The organism is Mycobacterium sp. NPDC050441, assembly GCF_040655355.1.
In the GTDB taxonomy this organism is placed as follows: domain Bacteria; phylum Actinomycetota; class Actinomycetes; order Mycobacteriales; family Mycobacteriaceae; genus Mycobacterium.
Window position 1 is genome coordinate 471,462 of the sequence record NZ_JBFAJS010000001.1, and the last position, 15,107, is coordinate 486,568.

The 15,107-nt window shown below is 67.6% G+C and carries 13 protein-coding genes; 2 read left to right on the forward strand and 11 right to left on the reverse strand.

All coding sequences use genetic code 11. The features are described from left to right. Position 1 precedes the first annotated feature (1 nt). From AB0I14_RS02305 to AB0I14_RS02330, 6 genes are all read right to left on the reverse strand, one after another. Positions 2–313 carry a PE family protein gene (locus AB0I14_RS02305; protein ID WP_358015256.1) on the reverse strand — a complete coding sequence of 104 codons (312 nt, stop codon included), beginning with the start codon at positions 311–313 and terminating at the stop codon, positions 2–4. After that, complete coding sequence (gene eccCa / locus AB0I14_RS02310) at positions 313–4,281, reverse strand: type VII secretion protein EccCa (protein WP_358015259.1); 3,969 nt, start codon at positions 4,279–4,281, stop codon at positions 313–315. Before eccCa ends, AB0I14_RS02305 begins: the two co-directional genes overlap by 1 nt. Continuing rightward, positions 4,278–5,834 carry a type VII secretion protein EccB gene (gene eccB / locus AB0I14_RS02315; protein ID WP_358015262.1) on the reverse strand — a complete coding sequence of 519 codons (1,557 nt, stop codon included), beginning with the start codon at positions 5,832–5,834 and terminating at the stop codon, positions 4,278–4,280. The genes eccCa and eccB overlap by 4 nt, the downstream gene beginning before the upstream one ends. Beyond that, a complete protein-coding gene (gene eccA / locus AB0I14_RS02320) occupies positions 5,831–7,681 on the reverse strand; it encodes a type VII secretion AAA-ATPase EccA (RefSeq protein WP_358015265.1) in 1,851 nt (616 codons plus the stop codon). The genes eccB and eccA overlap by 4 nt, the downstream gene beginning before the upstream one ends. Positions 7,682–7,810: 129 nt before the next feature. Next, positions 7,811–8,704, reverse strand: a complete 894-nt coding sequence (locus AB0I14_RS02325) for a class I SAM-dependent methyltransferase (protein WP_358015268.1) — start codon at positions 8,702–8,704, stop codon at positions 7,811–7,813. Positions 8,705–8,734: 30 nt separating this feature from the next. Then, positions 8,735–9,598: an oxygenase MpaB family protein gene (locus AB0I14_RS02330; RefSeq protein WP_358016721.1), complete on the reverse strand. Its 864-nt coding sequence runs from the start codon at positions 9,596–9,598 to the stop codon at positions 8,735–8,737. Between the two features lie 116 nt (positions 9,599–9,714). Between AB0I14_RS02330 and AB0I14_RS02335 the strand changes: the two genes are divergently transcribed. Beyond that, positions 9,715–10,329, forward strand: coding sequence for a TetR family transcriptional regulator (locus AB0I14_RS02335; protein WP_358015271.1), 615 nt, complete (start codon positions 9,715–9,717; stop codon positions 10,327–10,329). A gap of 8 nt (positions 10,330–10,337) precedes the next feature. On the opposite strand, the gene AB0I14_RS02340 is transcribed toward AB0I14_RS02335, so the two are convergent. Genes AB0I14_RS02340 through AB0I14_RS02355 form a run of 4 tightly spaced genes read right to left on the reverse strand, consistent with a single transcriptional unit; the run spans position 10,338 to position 12,776 of the window. After that, the gene (locus tag AB0I14_RS02340; protein ID WP_358015274.1) at positions 10,338–11,117 is read right to left on the reverse strand and encodes an MBL fold metallo-hydrolase; all 780 of its coding nucleotides are present in this window, start codon (positions 11,115–11,117) and stop codon (positions 10,338–10,340) included. Beyond that, positions 11,114–11,632, reverse strand: a complete 519-nt coding sequence (locus AB0I14_RS02345) for a carboxymuconolactone decarboxylase family protein (RefSeq protein ID WP_358015277.1) — start codon at positions 11,630–11,632, stop codon at positions 11,114–11,116. Before AB0I14_RS02345 ends, AB0I14_RS02340 begins: the two co-directional genes overlap by 4 nt. Beyond that, a complete protein-coding gene (locus tag AB0I14_RS02350; RefSeq protein ID WP_358015280.1) occupies positions 11,629–12,153 on the reverse strand; it encodes a VOC family protein in 525 nt (174 codons plus the stop codon). Before AB0I14_RS02350 ends, AB0I14_RS02345 begins: the two co-directional genes overlap by 4 nt. Next, entirely contained in the window at positions 12,150–12,776 is a 627-nt protein-coding gene (locus AB0I14_RS02355) for a TetR/AcrR family transcriptional regulator (RefSeq protein ID WP_358015283.1), read from the reverse strand. Before AB0I14_RS02355 ends, AB0I14_RS02350 begins: the two co-directional genes overlap by 4 nt. Positions 12,777–12,875: 99 nt before the next feature. Between AB0I14_RS02355 and AB0I14_RS02360 the strand changes: the two genes are divergently transcribed. After that, positions 12,876–13,712: a helix-turn-helix transcriptional regulator gene (locus AB0I14_RS02360; RefSeq protein WP_358015286.1), complete on the forward strand. Its 837-nt coding sequence runs from the start codon at positions 12,876–12,878 to the stop codon at positions 13,710–13,712. Here the strand turns inward: AB0I14_RS02360 and AB0I14_RS02365 are convergent. Further along, positions 13,696–15,105 (reverse strand): carboxylesterase family protein, encoded by a 1,410-nt coding sequence (locus tag AB0I14_RS02365; protein ID WP_358015289.1) that lies wholly within the window; start codon positions 15,103–15,105, stop codon positions 13,696–13,698. The two genes, AB0I14_RS02360 and AB0I14_RS02365, sit on opposite strands and share 17 nt — an antisense overlap. Between the last annotated feature and the right edge of the window lie 2 nt (positions 15,106–15,107).

Below are 15,107 nucleotides of genomic sequence, written 5' to 3' on the forward strand. Positions count from 1 at the left end.
CTCAGATGCCGCGCGCAATCATGTAGGACGAAGCCGCCATCGCGTCACCGGTGATGTAGCTGGCACCGGACTCGCCGACGCCGACACCCGAGCGTCCGAGCTCCTCGACGCCCTGGGCGGCCATTGCCGAGTGCTGGGCGCCGTGGGCGCTGAAGCCGGTCGCGGTCTGCAGCGAAACCGCATCGGCCGCAGGCGGAATCACCGCCGAGACCAGGGGTGCGGCCGCAGCGTGCGCGGCGGCCAGGCGCGCGGTGAGCGCCTCGACGGCCGCGCTGGCGGCGGTCAATCCTTCCGGAACTACCCGCAATGTCATCAGAATTCCTTTCGCCCGTTGTTCACGGAAAGTGCCGTGTCATCGATGAGTGGGTTGACGAGCTGGACGAACTCGGGCGCGTCGCCGTCGCCGAGCAACATGCCGCGTCCCGCGGGGAACCGGGCGAACCGATGCCCGCGGAGCTTGCCGCTGTCGGCCGGATTGCCCGACAGCATCAGCGTGGTCGCCTGTAGATCGTTGAGGCGACGCAGCAACGGTGCCGTCATCACGGCATGCGCCGATCCGGTGGCCCGAGCCGTCACGATGACGCGCAGGCCCAGATCGGTCGCCTCGGCCAGCAGTCCGACGATGTTGGCCCACGGGCGTTGCCCCGCGAACGGACCGCTGACCGCGGGGCCGTCTGGGATCTGGTCGACGTCGTCGATGATCAGGTAGTGGATGTGGCCGTCGGGTCCCGACCGCTGATTCCACGCGCTGAGTTCCTGCGGGCTCAAACCGGCCGGCGGACGGCGCTTCTCGATGAGCGCCGACAGGCCCAGCATGGCCGGCAGCACACGGTCGATGTTGGCGGTGTACTCGTTGTCCGGGAACAACGGCTCCTCCACCAGATGCAGCCGCCGGTCGATGACGGTGAAGGCCACCTCGTCCATCCGGGAGTTCTCCCGGATGGTCCGGATGATGTGCCGCAGCAGCGTGGTCTTCCCCGACTTCGTATCGCCGAACACCGCCAGCAGCGGGTTGTCCTTGAAGTCGAGCACCACCGGTGCCAGGTCCTCTTCGCGCTGTCCGATGACCACCCGCTCGGGCGCCGGGTACAGCGGCGCCAGCACGGCGGGGGCCAGCGCGGTGGGCAGGAGGCGCACCGGCGGTGCGCTCTGCCCCGGGTAGCGGGAGTTGATGACGGCGATGTCGCTCAGCTCCGGCTCGGCGAACAGGAAGTGCTCGGCGGCCATGGTCAGGCCCCGGCCCGGCTGATCGGCGGGCACGGACTCCGCCGGACGGCGCAGCGCACCCACCACCCGCACGATGCTGTCGTGGCTGTCGTGCAGCTTGAGCTCGAGGCGCAGGCCCAGGCCGTCACGCATCGCCAGCGGCACCTCCAGCCAGTTCGGCGTGGTGATCACAACGTGGATGCCGTAGGCGAGACCGGTGTTGGCCAGCTCGGTCACCTTGGCCAGCAACGGATTACGCGTGTTGAAGGTGTCGGTGTTGTCCCGGCTGAACGCGTACAGGTTGTCGATGACGAGGAAAACGTTGCCATAGCCATCGGAATAACCACCGCGCTGACGGTTCACCGCGCCCTGCTGCTGGCGGGCCCGCAGCAGTTGCTCGAGCTCGCCGAAGGTGCGACGGATTCGCTCGGGCTCCAGCGGCGTGGCCACACTGCCGACGTGGGCCAGATCGGCCAGACCGGCCAGCTGTCCGCCGCCGTAGTCCAGGCAGTAGAAGCTCACCTCGTTCGGCGAATGCAGCGCCGCGGCCGACAGCATGAAGGTCTGCAGCGCGGTCGACTTGCCCGAGCGCGGACCACCGTGGATCAGCACGTTGGCTGCCGACGAGTTCGCGTCGAACACCAGTGCATCGCGGCGCATCTCGAACGGCTTGTCGATCTCGCCGAGCGGCCAGCGCAGTTGACCGGGTTCCACCTCGGTGCGGGCCAGCACGTCGTCCAGGGCGATCGCGCCGTCCAGCGGCGGCAGCCACAGCTTCGGCGCCTGCGGGCCGTAGGTGGCCAACTGGTCGCCGATGGTGGCGATCAGCTTGCGCGGTGGTGCGACATTGAATTCCGGCTCGTTGCTGACGATCACCGTGTCGGGCTCGGGCTCGACCCGTGAGGCCGTGAACAGCTGAGGCTGTGGCAGCGCCCGCACCACGATCGACTTCTCGGCCCGCGGCGGGTCGTAGATGCCGTCGACGTAGGTGCTGCGGAACTTGACCGGCACCGCACCCGGGGCGGGCACCAGGAAGCCCTCGCCCTTGTGCTCGCGACCCGACTCGATGTGATACGCGTCCTCGACCCCGATGATCTGACGAGAGATGCTGGGGCTGGACACCTTCAGACCGATCCGGTACGACGTGTTCTTGTCGATGTCCTTGATCCGGCCCACGTCGAGCGTCTGCGACGCGAACAGGATGTGAATCCGGAACGAGCGGCCCTTGCGCGCAACGTAATCGAACAGGTCCGCGTACTCGGGATGCTCGGCGAGCATCAGCGTGAACTCGTCGGCGACCACGAACAGCGTCGGCATCGGAGGCAGGTCGTGGCCCGCGGCGATAGCGGCCTCGTACTCGGTGACCGAGTTGAACGCGCTGCCCTGAACACGGCGGCCGGCTTCCTTGAGCAGTTGCTCGCGGCGGGCCACCTCACCACGCAGGGTGTCGGCGAACCGGTCGGCCAGCGACCGCTTCTCGGCCATGTTCGAGATGACCGCGACGACCTGCGGGAAGTTGCGGAAGATGTCGGCTCCGGCCTCACCCTTGAAGTCGGCGTAGATCACGATGAGCCGCTCAGCGGAGTGAGTGGTCAACAGCGACAACAGGATCGACATCAGGGTCTGGGACTTGCCCGAGCCCGTCATACCGATCATCAGGCCGTGCGGGCCCATGCCGCCCTCGGCCTCGTCCTTGAGGTCGAAGTACAGCGGCTCGCCGGTGGCGGTGACGCCGATCGGCACCCGCAGTTCGTCGTCGCGGTTGCGCGGGGCCCACAGGCTCGCCACGTCCAGGGCCGAGGCATCCGGGATGTCGAGCAGCGTGCCGAAGGTGGCGCTGCCGGTGGCGGTGGACCGCACGTAGCCGGGATTGGAATCCCAACGCGACAGCCGCCGCGCGATGTGGGCGGCCTCGGCGGCCGACATCGTGTCAGCCTGACCGACATAGGGCTGCCAGCCGCTGCTCTGCCAGCGCTCGATCCGGCCCTCGGTGACCCGCAGGATGGGCCGCTCGGGATCCGGGTACTGCTCGCGGTTGGGCAGTTTGTCGCTGCGGTGGATCACGGTAACGCCGGTCAGTCCGGGCTTCCGCGCGATGTCGTCGGGATCGGCTTCGGGATCGTCCAGGACGACCAGCAGATGCTTGAGGATCTGGTCCGCCTCGGCGGGGAACGCGGGCCGGCCGGCCAGGACCGAATCGAGGTGTCCGCGCAGCTCGGTGACGCCGGTGGTCAGGTAACGGGCCGGACCGACACCGTCTGCCTGCGACGGAATATCCACGTGCGGAAGCCATTTCAGCCACGACCAGGAGTCGGAGTCGATATCGGGAGAGGCCAGCGCCACCCCGAGCATGGTCGGGTCGTGCCACGTGACGGCCTGCGCGATCCAGGCCCGTAGCGCGTCTCGGACTTCCTCGGCCTCACCGATCACGGTGATCCTGGCCAGCTTGGTGACGTCGATGCCGGTCGGGGCGTCGCGCACGGTGCGCTGCACATCGAGCAGACCGCGAAGGGTGCTGTGCGACACCGGTTCCAAGTCGATCTCGTCGGCGATGTCCTTGACCTTCAGCGCGGCGTCCAGCGGCACATCGTGCAGCCCGGCCCGCAGCACCAGGAAGTCGCGGTCGCGCGGGTCACGTTCCCACTGCCGGCGGGTACCCGGGACGGTGGCCAGCGCCTCGGGCTCGGGGTGAGACCAGTCCAGCGCCGCGCGCTGCTCGGCAGCGTGCGCACGGACGTTGTCGCGGACCACCGACAGGTAGCGCAGGTAGTCGGCGCGTTCGGCGTCGACCTCCTCGGTGCGCATCTTGTTGCCACCGCGGTAGAGGGCTGTGGCAGCCAGCAGCAACACGAACGGGAAGAACAGCATCGTCGGCGAGATCATCCGCATACCGGTGGCGAACAGCGCCACGATCATGCCCACGATCAGGATGACGATCAGGTAAGGCAGCACCCGGCGCAGCAGCGACGGCGGGACCATCCGCTCCAACTGGGGCGGCGGTTCGATCGTGATGGTGCCCTTGCGGGTGGTCGGCGGCGCCAGCCTCCGCTGGTGCTCGAAGATCAGCCGGCTCATCGCGTTGCCTCCAGGCGTGCAGCATTTGCATTGGGCGACAACGCATCATGTGCGGTCAGGGCGTCGCCACGGGACAGGGTCGGGCCGGCAGCGAACTGCGTCAGGATCGACCACGGAACAGGCAGGGCAGGCGAGGTGAGACCAAGCGCCGCAACAACTTTGTCGTCGCCGGCGGTATCGATGCCGTAGCGCACGCCGGTATCGCTGACCCAGAACAACGAGCCTGCGGTCGGCGAGCCGGGCTCGGCCCCGACGGTCTGGACAAAGTAGCCGCTGCCCGGGGTCAGCGCGACCCGGTTGGCGGCGCCGTTACTGCCCGCGCCGACCAGGCCGACAGTGTGCAGGCCGTCCGGCACCGGCAATGCCGCTCCGGACAGGACCGACAGCTTGCTCTCGGTGGCACCCTCGGGCTTGGTCCACTGGGCACAGGTCACCGGGGCGGTCGACGATGCGACCAGCTTGACCGGTGCTCCCGGGTAGCCGGCGGTGTCGATGGCGCGTGAGACGGGCATCCGCGACACCTCGTCGGGCCCGATCCGCGGAGCCTGGTCCAGGCCATAGGAGTTGGTGTTCCGCAGGATCGAGGCCAGGACCGGCGAGACCGGCTGCAGTCCGTCACCCAGCACCGCGTAGTAGCGGGCGGTGTTGTCGGCGTCGTAGGCCGCCACCACACCACCGATGGGCACCGGGGTCGACAACCCGTAGCTCGTCGGCGCACCGGCGTCGGCGATGTGCGGGGCGGTCAGTGCCGGAGCTTCGGGGATGGCGTTGAACAGGCCGGCCGCGATGGGCCGCGGTGTAGGGATCTGTCCGCCGAGACCGAGGGCGTCGGTGACGGCACGGTTGGCCAGATCGATCGGGCTGCGCTTGCCGTCCCACAGCAGCCAGTCGCCCGGGGTCGGGCCTTCACTGTTGTGTACCAGGACCGCCTGGTCGGAAGTCAGCGTCAGGGCACGCTCACCACCCGATGTGAGGGCACCGGCAATGACCGTCACACCGGCGTTGGTGCCGGAAACCGCATCGCACACAGTCCAATCCGCGTCGGTGCTGGTGCTCGGCACCATCCGCTCCGGCGCGCCGGGGATGCCCAGCAGGTTGCCGCGCGGGAACTTGTCGATTTCACTGGTCTTGACGGTGCTCGGGTTGTCAGCCTTGCCGGTGATCAACCGCGCCGAGGTCAGGTTGAGCACCGGATGCAACTGCTCACCGACGCGAACGTAGAGGGCCGCCGTCGATCGGTCGGCGAGGACCGCGTCGTTGTCGGCCGATCCGCCCGGCCGGAACAATGAGAACAGAAAACAACCGATCAGACCGGTGACCACGATCAGGGCACCGGTCATCACCGCACGGCTCTGCGTGCGCAGCGGGTCGACCAGCATGCGGGTGTCGTGCAGCGCCACGCCAGAAGCGATCCGGCGCATGACGAATCGCCAGCCGGTGACCTGGTTCTTGGTGACGAAGCCGCGCCGGTACTGCACCCCGTCCGGGTTCTCGTTGTTCGGCGTGCGGGAGCTGAAGGAACGACGCTCGTCGGAAGGCCCTGGCGCGGTCATGCGGGCACCGTCAGACCCAGGCCACGGAGCAGCGGGCCGGCCGAACTGTTCACATCACCGGCGGTGATCGTCATCATCTCCTCGTCGGTGAAGTCGTGGTTTTCGCCGGTGGAACCGGCAGTGGGCGGAAGATGATCGAGGCGGTACTCGCGCTCCTCCTCGGAACGCTCGACCAGGTTGCGGACAAAGCGGCCGTTACCGGCGATGTCGAGGCTGCGCCGCGGCACACCGTTGCCGTCGGGCATGGTGGCCTCGGCCAGGTAGCCGAACAGCTTCTCCATGTCGTCGTGGGCGGACTTCTCGAACGTGCTGTCGCGCTTCTCGGCCATCCGCTCGGCGATCTCGACGAGTTCGGACGAGGAGTACGACGGGAAGTCGATGCTGCGGGTGAAGCGCGAGCGCAGACCTTCGTTGGTGTCGAGGAACATGTCGAGGTCTTTGCGGTAGCCGGCGACGATCACGACGAGCCGGTCACGGTCGTTCTCCATGCGGGCCAGCAGCGTGTCGATGGCGACCAGACCGAAGTCGTTCTTGGCCCCGGTGGACACCAGCGCGTAGGCCTCATCGAGGAACAGCACGCCGTCGAGCGCGCTGTCGATGATGGCGTTGGTCTTGGCCTCGGTCTCACCGATGTGCTGGCCGATCAGGTCGGCGCGGTGAACCTCGCGGACCGTCTCCTTCTTGAGAAGCCCCAAGCCGCAATAGATCTTGGCGACGACGCGGGCGATGGTGGTCTTACCCGTTCCGGGCGGGCCGGCGAACACGAGGTGGTTGGTGCGCTGGGCCACGGCCAGCCCGCGTTCCTGGCGCCGGATCGACATGGCGACCGAGCTCTTGAGCCGCGCCACCTGAAACTTCACTTCTTCCAAGCCGATGAATTCGGCCAGCTCGGCTTCGGCCTCGACGAGCAGGTGCGCCTTGCGCTCCTTGGCCCCCGGGTCGACGAAGTCGGACTCCGACGGTTCGGTCTCCGAGTCCCATGGATCGGTCCGGGCGTCGATGCGGGCGGCCGTGGTGATCAGCAGCCCGAAGGTCGGATCCGACAGAGCCTCTTCAACCTGCTTGTTTTCCGGGTGCGCGGCGAAGAGGTCCTGCAGCACCTCGCTCGCGTCTTCGTCCTCGCCCTGCCCGCGCAAGGTCAGCGCCTTGGCGAGCGCGCCGTCGAGGGCGGCCACCGCGATCGGGCCGGACGGGTCCTCCAGGTACGACAGGGCGGGTGCCAGCATGCCGAGCCGGGCCAGCGCGATGCCCAGGGTGATCCGTGCGGCGTGACCGGTGATCTCATCGAGCGACGGGTCGGTGACGACCGGGGTGAGCAGTCGCACCACGTCGTTCCAGCGCTGGGCCCGGTGGTTGACCGCCACCCGCAGCCAGGTGGCGTTCAACCACCCCGGCCGACGGGCGAGCAGCTCGCCCACGAGCGCGTCGGCCTCGGCGAGCTGCCCGTCCGCAGCGCGGCGCGCGGCGTAGGCCAGCTGGAAGTCGTCCACCTCACTGGCGCGGAACTGCAGGTACAGCCCACTGTCATAGGTGAAACCGAGGTCGCCGGCGGCCAGATCGATCTGACGCTGCAGCTGACCGGCGCTGGTCCGGGTGCGCCACACCGCGTCGATGACCGCACCGGATACGTCGCCCGCGGCGGCCAGACCGGTCCAGGCGTCACAGTGGTCGTGCGCGATGTGTGCCAATCCAGCAAAGCCGGACCGGGCTGCGGTGAGGTCGGCCGGACGCTGCCGGTCGTTCACCGTCAAGCCCAGCGCACGACAACATGTGGCGAAACGGCTGATCACATCGCGATCGAGCCGGGGCGCTCCCTGAGGCGGAGCCGCAAGCGTGTCACTACCCATATGCGTGCACGGGAGCGACTAAGCCCCCGAATCTCTCCCTTATGTATGGCTAAGCTAACTTTTGCTGAAGTTAGCATTGCATAACTTAACTGTCGAGAGGCACGTACTCGGGCTAGCTCGTGAACTGCCTCACCTTTTGGTCGCAGCCACCAAGGTGATAGTTCCCGTCATCAGGCCCGCTTCGGAGTTCGGACCCGGCACGGGGCGGCCCGCCCGGGCCAGACACTCATGCAGCGGTGTCGCAGCACCATCCCAGCCACGCTCACCGAACCACTGCTCCGCGGGAGCGTGCTGCTGGTTGTACACGAGGGTGAAGAACGCGTTCTCCTCGCCGGAGGACACCGCTTCGGCGCGCTTGGCCTCGAACGCCTCGTCCGGCATCGGAATCGCTTCCTCGATACCGACGAAGCTGCCCGGCGCGGCCAGCGCATCAATTCCAGCAAACAACCGTTCCTGTGCTGTGGCAGGGAGGTAGATCAACAGTCCCTCGGCAATCCAGGCCGACGGGCGCGACGGATCGAACCCGCTCGCGCGCAGGGCCGCCGGCCAGTCCTCCCGGAGATCGATGGCCACCTCGCGCCGCTCGGCCGGCGGCGCCTCACCCAGCCGCTCGATCGTCTCGCGCTTGAACTCGAGCACCCGGGGCTGATCCAACTCGTAGACCACGGTGCCGTCGGACCACGGCAGGCGGTAGGCCCGCGAGTCCAAACCGGCCGCCAGCAGCACGACCTGCTTGACCCCGGCGTCGATGGCCCGGGTGAAGTACTCGTCGAAGTACTTGGTCCGGGCGCCCTGGAAGTTGACGAAGCTCTCGCCGAATTCGGTCTGCAGCGGATGCTCGGGGTCGGTGCCCTCGACCGCAGTCGTCCATTCGCCGCCGACCGCGCGACAGAACACCTCGGCATACTTGTCGACGGCGAGCGGATCGGGCTTCTGAGCCTCCAATGCCCTTGAGGCAGCGACGAATAACGCCGTCGAGCCTACGCTTGTAGTGATATCCCAGTTGTCATCATCGGTACGCACCCGCGCGAGGGTACGCCCCGGTTCTGACAGCTACACCAGCGGACGACCGGTGCGGATACGCCAGTCGAGGTCTTTGAGCAGCACATTGAACGGGAACTGGCGCAGGAACGACGGCAGCAGGTCGTTGATCGTGCGCAGCACGGCGATCAGCCGGTCGAACCGCTTCTGGCTCTTGGCATCCCACGGCAGCCGCATCTCCTCCCGGAACCGCTGCGGGAGGAATCCCGTGGTGATCAGCAGGGCTACCGCATCGAGCCGGCGCTGCACGAAGCGGGGCAGCACCGGGTTCTTGGGCCGGCCCGCGGCGATCGGATACAGGTATCCACGCACGGTGTCGTCGATGTGCAGCCGTTCCAGGGATTCCTCCCAGTACCGGTCGAACGCGGCCCGGTCGGCCGGCCACATGTCCTCGGGCACCTGCAGTGTCGTGCCCATGGTGACGCTGTCGCGGTAGTGCCGGTCGGCGGTCTCGTCGTCCAACTCGCCGATGAACATGCGGAATACGTCGACCCCGCCCTTGTAGAGGCAGGCGGCCACCCACAGCTGAAGGTTCTTGTCGAACGCGTTGTACTTCACCGGGCTGTCCTCGGTGGAGTACACCTGCGCGTGCGCCTTGTTGACCGCACGCCGGTAGGCCGCCTTCTGCGCGTCGCTGCCCCGGGTGGCCACGGCCAGGTAGGTGAAGGTCGTCCTGGCGCGCTTGACCGGGTGCAGGTCGGTGCGACCGCTCTCGACGCGGCTCTCCACGACGCCGTAGCCGACGCCTGGGTTGGCCAGCTGCATGATCACGTTGGCGGGGCCGGCCAGCAGCGCCACACCCATCAGCCCGTCGTCGAAGCCGGCGCCCCTCCGGCGCTTGGGCGGCGCGGCCCCGGGACGCGCCGATTCGTTCATCGGCCGCTCGACATGCGGGATCGGTTCGCTGACCGTCATGGCCACCCCTTCTGAAAACTGAGAACCTGCGTTTCCTGATACTGGCCTGCCGGACTGACAGGTGTCAAGATGTCTGGGTGAAGCAGGTCCGCCCGTACCGCGGCGTCGAAGCGGCCGACCGCCTGGCGCAGCGCCGCAGCCAGCTGCTCGAGGCTGGGCTGGATCTGCTCGGAGCCGAGGACGCCGAGGTCACCGTGCGCGCGGTGTGCCGCAGCGCCGGGTTGGCCGCTCGGTATTTCTACGAGAGCTTCACCGACAAGAACGACTTCATCGCCGCGGTCTACGACTGGGTGATCGCCGATATCGCGACGTCGACGCAGGCCGCCGTCGCGGCCGTTCCGCTGGCCGATCAGACCACCGCCGGGATGACCAACATCGTGCATCTGATCGCCAAAGATCCGCGGATCGGCCGGCTGCTGTTCAGCGTCAAACTGTCCAACGAGGTACTGGCGCGCAAACGTGCCGAGTCCACCGCGCTCTTCGCCGCGCTGCTCGGTCAGCACGCCGGCGATGCGTTGCAGCTGCGTGAGAACGACTATCTCAGGGCCACATCGCATTTCGCCGTCGGCGGGGTGACACAGACGATCAGCGCGTGGCTATCCGGCGAGATCACCCACTCCCCCGACCAGCTCATCGACCAGTTGCGTTCGATGCTCGACGCATTGGCCGGAATGCAGCAACCCGGAAACTGACGACGGTCTCAACGCCCGCCGGCATGCGCGTACAGGCCGGGGTCATGAGAACAGACGATGAGTAGGCCCGGGTCGTTACGGTGGTACAGCTCGGCGAGCCGCTCCTGATTGTCCCGCAATTGCTTTCGGTCGTAGCAGACCAGCGCTTCCTGTGCGCGCAACACAGCAGGCACGCGGGACCGTCCGTCCAGCGTGCCCGGATGGTAGAACGCATCCCCGGCGTGCAGCACCCAACGATTCCCCGCATCGACCGCGACGGCGGCATGCCCGCGGGTGTGGCCGGGTAGGGATATCAGCACGATGCCCTCGCCGATGGATTCCAGTGGAACGGCGGTGAATCCGCGCCAGGCCTCCCCGTCCGGCGTGTGCTCGACCAGTCGGGGCCCATGCGCCCACTGCCCGCGCCGGTATCGGACCCGTTCCCGCACCGACGGTGCGTACACAGCGCCGCGGGCTTCGGCGGCGGTGACATGGACCAGCGCATCGGGGAAGTCGGCCAGGCCACCGATGTGGTCGAGGTCGAAATGTGTCAGCACGATGTGGCGGACGTCGGCGGTGTCGAAACCGAGCGCGGTGATCTGGTGTGCCGCAGTCTCGATCGGGCTCAACGCCGGCCGGATGACATGCCGGTACGGCCCAATACGTCGGGCCGGGTCAGCACAGTCGTGAGTGCCGAACCCGGTGTCCACCAGCACCAGCCCGTCGGAGGTTTCGGCCAGCAGCACATGGCACACCAGTGTGGCCCCCGGTACGTGCATGGTGCCGCAGTTGAGGTGGTGGACCTTCACCGATCGTGATCCTCGGGTCGGACACCGAAGGTGTTGAGAAAGTTGCACACCAGTTGGTAGAAGCCGACGGTCAACGTGAAATCGGCCAGCTGGTTGACCGTTAGGGTGGTCAGCGCGTCATCGCGGTCGGCATCGGTGAGGGTGTGGTTGTCGAGCAGCACATCGGTCAACCGCAGCAGTAGGGCCTCTTGCTCGTCGAGACGCTCCGCCGACCCCGACTCGGCAGCCGCGATCGCGTCCTCGCTCATACCGATCGCGCGCCCGATGTTGACGTGCTGATAAGTCTCGTAGCCCGCCCGATAGCGGTACCCGACCCGCAGGATCACCAGCTCACGCCACGTCGCCGGCAACGAGTTGTGTTGCAGCACATCAGCTGCCAGGGACAGAAAGCCCGGAGCCAGGTTCGGGCTGTGGGCGATCATGCGGAAGATGTTCAGCGATGCCCGACTGGTGACGGCCTCGCGCAGTTCCGGGGTGAGCGCGTCGAGGTCCGGGTAGGCGAATTCGGTGGTCATCCGAGTACCCGGATCGGCTCGGTACCGTCCCAGTTGGCGGCGACCTCGCGGACGTAGTCGAACATCTGCCCCTTGGGTCCGCTGATGTCGCTGATCTCGATGACGGTGCCCTGGTCGAACTCGGTGTCCAGATAAGCGAATCGGCCTTGCTCACCGCCGATGCTGCCCTCCTGCCCGACGGTGTAGCCGGCGGCCAGTGAGCGGTCATAGAGGTCCTGGTAGTCGGTGCTCCAGTAGGCGATGTGTTGGGCACCTTCACGCCCGGAGTCCAGGAAGTCTCGGTACATCGACGGGGCGTCGTTGGTGGGTTGGATCAGCTCGAGCTGGACATCTCCGGAGTTGGCCAGCGCGACACTCATCGTCATCGCCGAATCCTCTCCGCGGTAGCGGAAGTAGTCGGTGACGACGTTCTCGATGTAGAACCACGGCCCGACACCGCACCGGACCCACTGGTCCATCGAGGCGTGGATATCGCGCACCACGTATCCGATCTGGTTGATACTGCCGAAGATTCGGCTCATGAGGGGCCCTCCTGGGTCAGTCGCATGGTCAGTAGTTGTTCGATTTCCGACCGGGCTGCCGCCAGGTCGACGTGTTCATCGATGAGTGCCTGCAACGCGACACCGCGAAGCATGGCGATGATGACGGTCGCCAATCCGTGGGCGTCGACCGATGCGGCGACCTGGCCCGCTGCCACAGCCAATTGCAGTCGCTTCTCGATCTCCTCACGGAATTCCCGGTCGGCAGCCACCATCGCAGGCCGGACCTCCTCGGACGGGTTCGTCACGGCCTCGGCCCACAGCACCAGCCTGGCCCGGTTGACCGGCAGCGGATTCGACAGCACCGCGAAGTAGATGTCGATGAACGTGCCCAACTCATCGAGTGCGTCAGAACCCGGCTGGTCGAACATGGCCTCGCGGAACTGGTGGGTCACCGTCTCCACCAGGCGTTGCATCAGCGCACCTTTGGAGCCGAAATGGTGGGTGGCCAAGCCCCGGCTGTAGCCGGCCCGTTCCCCGACGTTGGCCAGCGTGACCCGGGACGGGCCGACCTCACCCACCAATTCGGCGGCCGCGGTGATCAGCTTGCGTTCGGCTTCCCCTCGGCGCTGCTCCTGAGTGCGCCTCTCACCGGATTCACTCATGGCTTCCCCAATCCAGCTTGCTTGTTGCCCAACAAGTTATATCTGCAGGAGTTTGCCGTCAAGGGGGCAGGCACGAGACAGACCTTGGATGATGGCGGTATGCAGAGTTCCGGACGAGGCGCGGCCGGCCCGGTTTTGCTACGGCCGAGCCCACCGCTGGCCGCCCACGTCCAGTTCTTCGGTTACTGGCAGAACATTCAGGCCGCGACCCATCGCAGCCGCGCCCTCCCCCGCGGCGCCGCCACCGTGATCATCGATCTCGGTTCCCGCGAGCGCGTCGATTTCTACGCCGCCGACGCCACCACCCGCCTCGACGTCGGCGCCGCCTTCATCGCCGGGGCGGGCGTGGCCTCCTACGTCACCCAGATCGATCCCGCGCAAACCGTGCTGACCATCCACTTCCGTCCCGGTGGCGCGTCGGCGTTCCTTCCGATGCCGCTGGACGACCTGGAGAACACCTGCGCGGACCTGGACACAATCTGGGGCCGCGACGCGTCGGCGCTGCGCGCCCGGCTGATCGACGCCGCATCGATCCAGGCCAGGGTGGCACTGGTGGAGTCATTCCTGCTGGCGCGCATGAGATCCCGTGTTCCCGCGGTGGCCGCGGTTCTGCAGGCGGCGGAACGTCAACCCTCACTGCGGGTTTCCGACGCCTGCGCGTTGACCGGGTTGTCGGCCCGACGGCTGATCGCGGCCTTCCGGGCCGAGGTGGGACTGACACCCAAGGCCTATCTGCGGGTGCGCCGGTTCCAGGCCGCGATGAGACTGCTGGACGCCGGCGACGCCGGTGGCGCCCGGATCGCCACCGACCTGGGCTATTTCGACCAGGCGCACCTCGTCCGGGAGTTCCGTTCGTTCACCGCCATGACGCCCACGCAGTACACCCAGCGCCACACCTGGCTGCCGAGTCACGTCGGGATCAACCCGCCCCGGTGAATCTGCGGGTCACCGACGGCGCCCAGCCCGGGTCTCCGGTGGTGGCGTAGCGGACCCAGGCACCGTGCATCGCGGCAGCCAATGCGGCGGGAGGTTCGGGTGGCCCGAGCAGCCTGCCCGGGCCGCGCAGCGACTCCACACCGAGGCGATCGAACACGAACGGCAGCTCCACGGCGTGGGCGGCACCCAGCATCCCGTCCACTGCTTCTGAGCGCCAGCCGAATTCGTAACGGTGCGTCGCGGCACCCGCCAGCTGCTCATGGGTCCCTGCCATGCGGTCACTGCCGGTGCGGAACAACGCGTCGCCCAGCATTGCCGAACGCAGCTCACCCCAGCCCGCCGAGGGAGAGTGCGCGCGGTACCGCTGGATCAACGCGGCAGGGTCGGCATCCACCTGTGCGGCGAGGTGCTCGACGTCGCCGCGGGTCGAGGAGTCGAGGTGCCCTTGAGGAACCAGGTAGAGGTTGCCCTCCTCGGTGTTGGTCCCGATGAGCAGACCTACTTCGGGATCGAGTTGCAGCGCAGGCTGTTCGGCGAGAACCAGGCTGAACGGACTCAGCCCCAGCAGCGGGTCGAAACTTCTCTCCGTGCGCAGATCCAACCCGGAGAGCTTGGGAACCGCCTCGACGAGCGCGTCGTCGGAGAGCCGGTCGAACCCGGCGGCGGTGGGCTCCACGCCGAGGGCCTCGGCCGCCACCCGGCTGACCCGTTCGGCCTGCGCAGGGGTGAACGCACCGAAGCCGTTGCCGCTCTGCATGATTACGCGACGGATCAGCCTGTGCACGCCCAGCGTGGCCAGCACCCCGGCGGTGATCGTCGCACCGGCGGACTGGCCGAACAAGGTGACATTGCCGGGATCGCCGCCGAATGCCTCGATATTGGCCTGCACCCAGTCCAGTGCGGCCAGCACGTCGAGCAGGCCGCGATTGGCCACCGCCCCAGGCACGTCGAGAAATCCCGTGATGCCCAGCCGATAGGTGACCGTCACCAGAACCACGCCGTCGCGGGCGAAGGTGGTGCCGTCATAGAGCGGTGAGCGGGTGGAGCCGGCCATGAAACCACCGCCGTGGACGAACACCATGACCGGGCGACGCTGTGCATCCGGCGGGGCCCACACATTGACGGTGAGGTAATCGGAGCCGCGCACCCAGCCCGGTCCGAAGAACGGTGACATATCCAAGCGCCCGAAGGTGTTTCGGGGTGACTGCGGCGCGGTCGGCCCGGGTCGGGTCGCGTCGCGCACGCCGCGCCAGGGCTCGTGCACCTCCGGAGCGGTGAAGCGCCCGGCGGTGGTGGGCGGCGCGGCGTACGGAACGCCCAGGAATGCCCGTCCGTGTGCGGTGGCAAGCCCCCGGACGGCGCCTGTCGTGGTGTCGACGATTGCGTCAGTCATGC

What these genes read in the sequence shown, in the direction of transcription:
- eccA (WP_358015265.1), bottom strand. Translation starts at nt 7,681, where the DNA reads ATGGGTAGTGACACGCTTGCGGCTCCGCCTCAGGGAGCGCCCCGGCTC.
- AB0I14_RS02345 (WP_358015277.1), bottom strand. Translation starts at nt 11,632, where the DNA reads ATGACCACCGAATTCGCCTACCCGGACCTCGACGCGCTCACCCCGGAA.
- AB0I14_RS02305 (WP_358015256.1), bottom strand. Translation starts at nt 313, where the DNA reads ATGACATTGCGGGTAGTTCCGGAAGGATTGACCGCCGCCAGCGCGGCC.
- AB0I14_RS02360 (WP_358015286.1), top strand. Translation starts at nt 12,876, where the DNA reads ATGCAGAGTTCCGGACGAGGCGCGGCCGGCCCGGTTTTGCTACGGCCG.
- AB0I14_RS02365 (WP_358015289.1), bottom strand. Translation starts at nt 15,105, where the DNA reads ATGACTGACGCAATCGTCGACACCACGACAGGCGCCGTCCGGGGGCTT.
- AB0I14_RS02350 (WP_358015280.1), bottom strand. Translation starts at nt 12,153, where the DNA reads ATGAGCCGAATCTTCGGCAGTATCAACCAGATCGGATACGTGGTGCGC.
- AB0I14_RS02355 (WP_358015283.1), bottom strand. Translation starts at nt 12,776, where the DNA reads ATGAGTGAATCCGGTGAGAGGCGCACTCAGGAGCAGCGCCGAGGGGAA.
- AB0I14_RS02330 (WP_358016721.1), bottom strand. Translation starts at nt 9,598, where the DNA reads ATGAACGAATCGGCGCGTCCCGGGGCCGCGCCGCCCAAGCGCCGGAGG.
- eccB (WP_358015262.1), bottom strand. Translation starts at nt 5,834, where the DNA reads ATGACCGCGCCAGGGCCTTCCGACGAGCGTCGTTCCTTCAGCTCCCGC.
- eccCa (WP_358015259.1), bottom strand. Translation starts at nt 4,281, where the DNA reads ATGAGCCGGCTGATCTTCGAGCACCAGCGGAGGCTGGCGCCGCCGACC.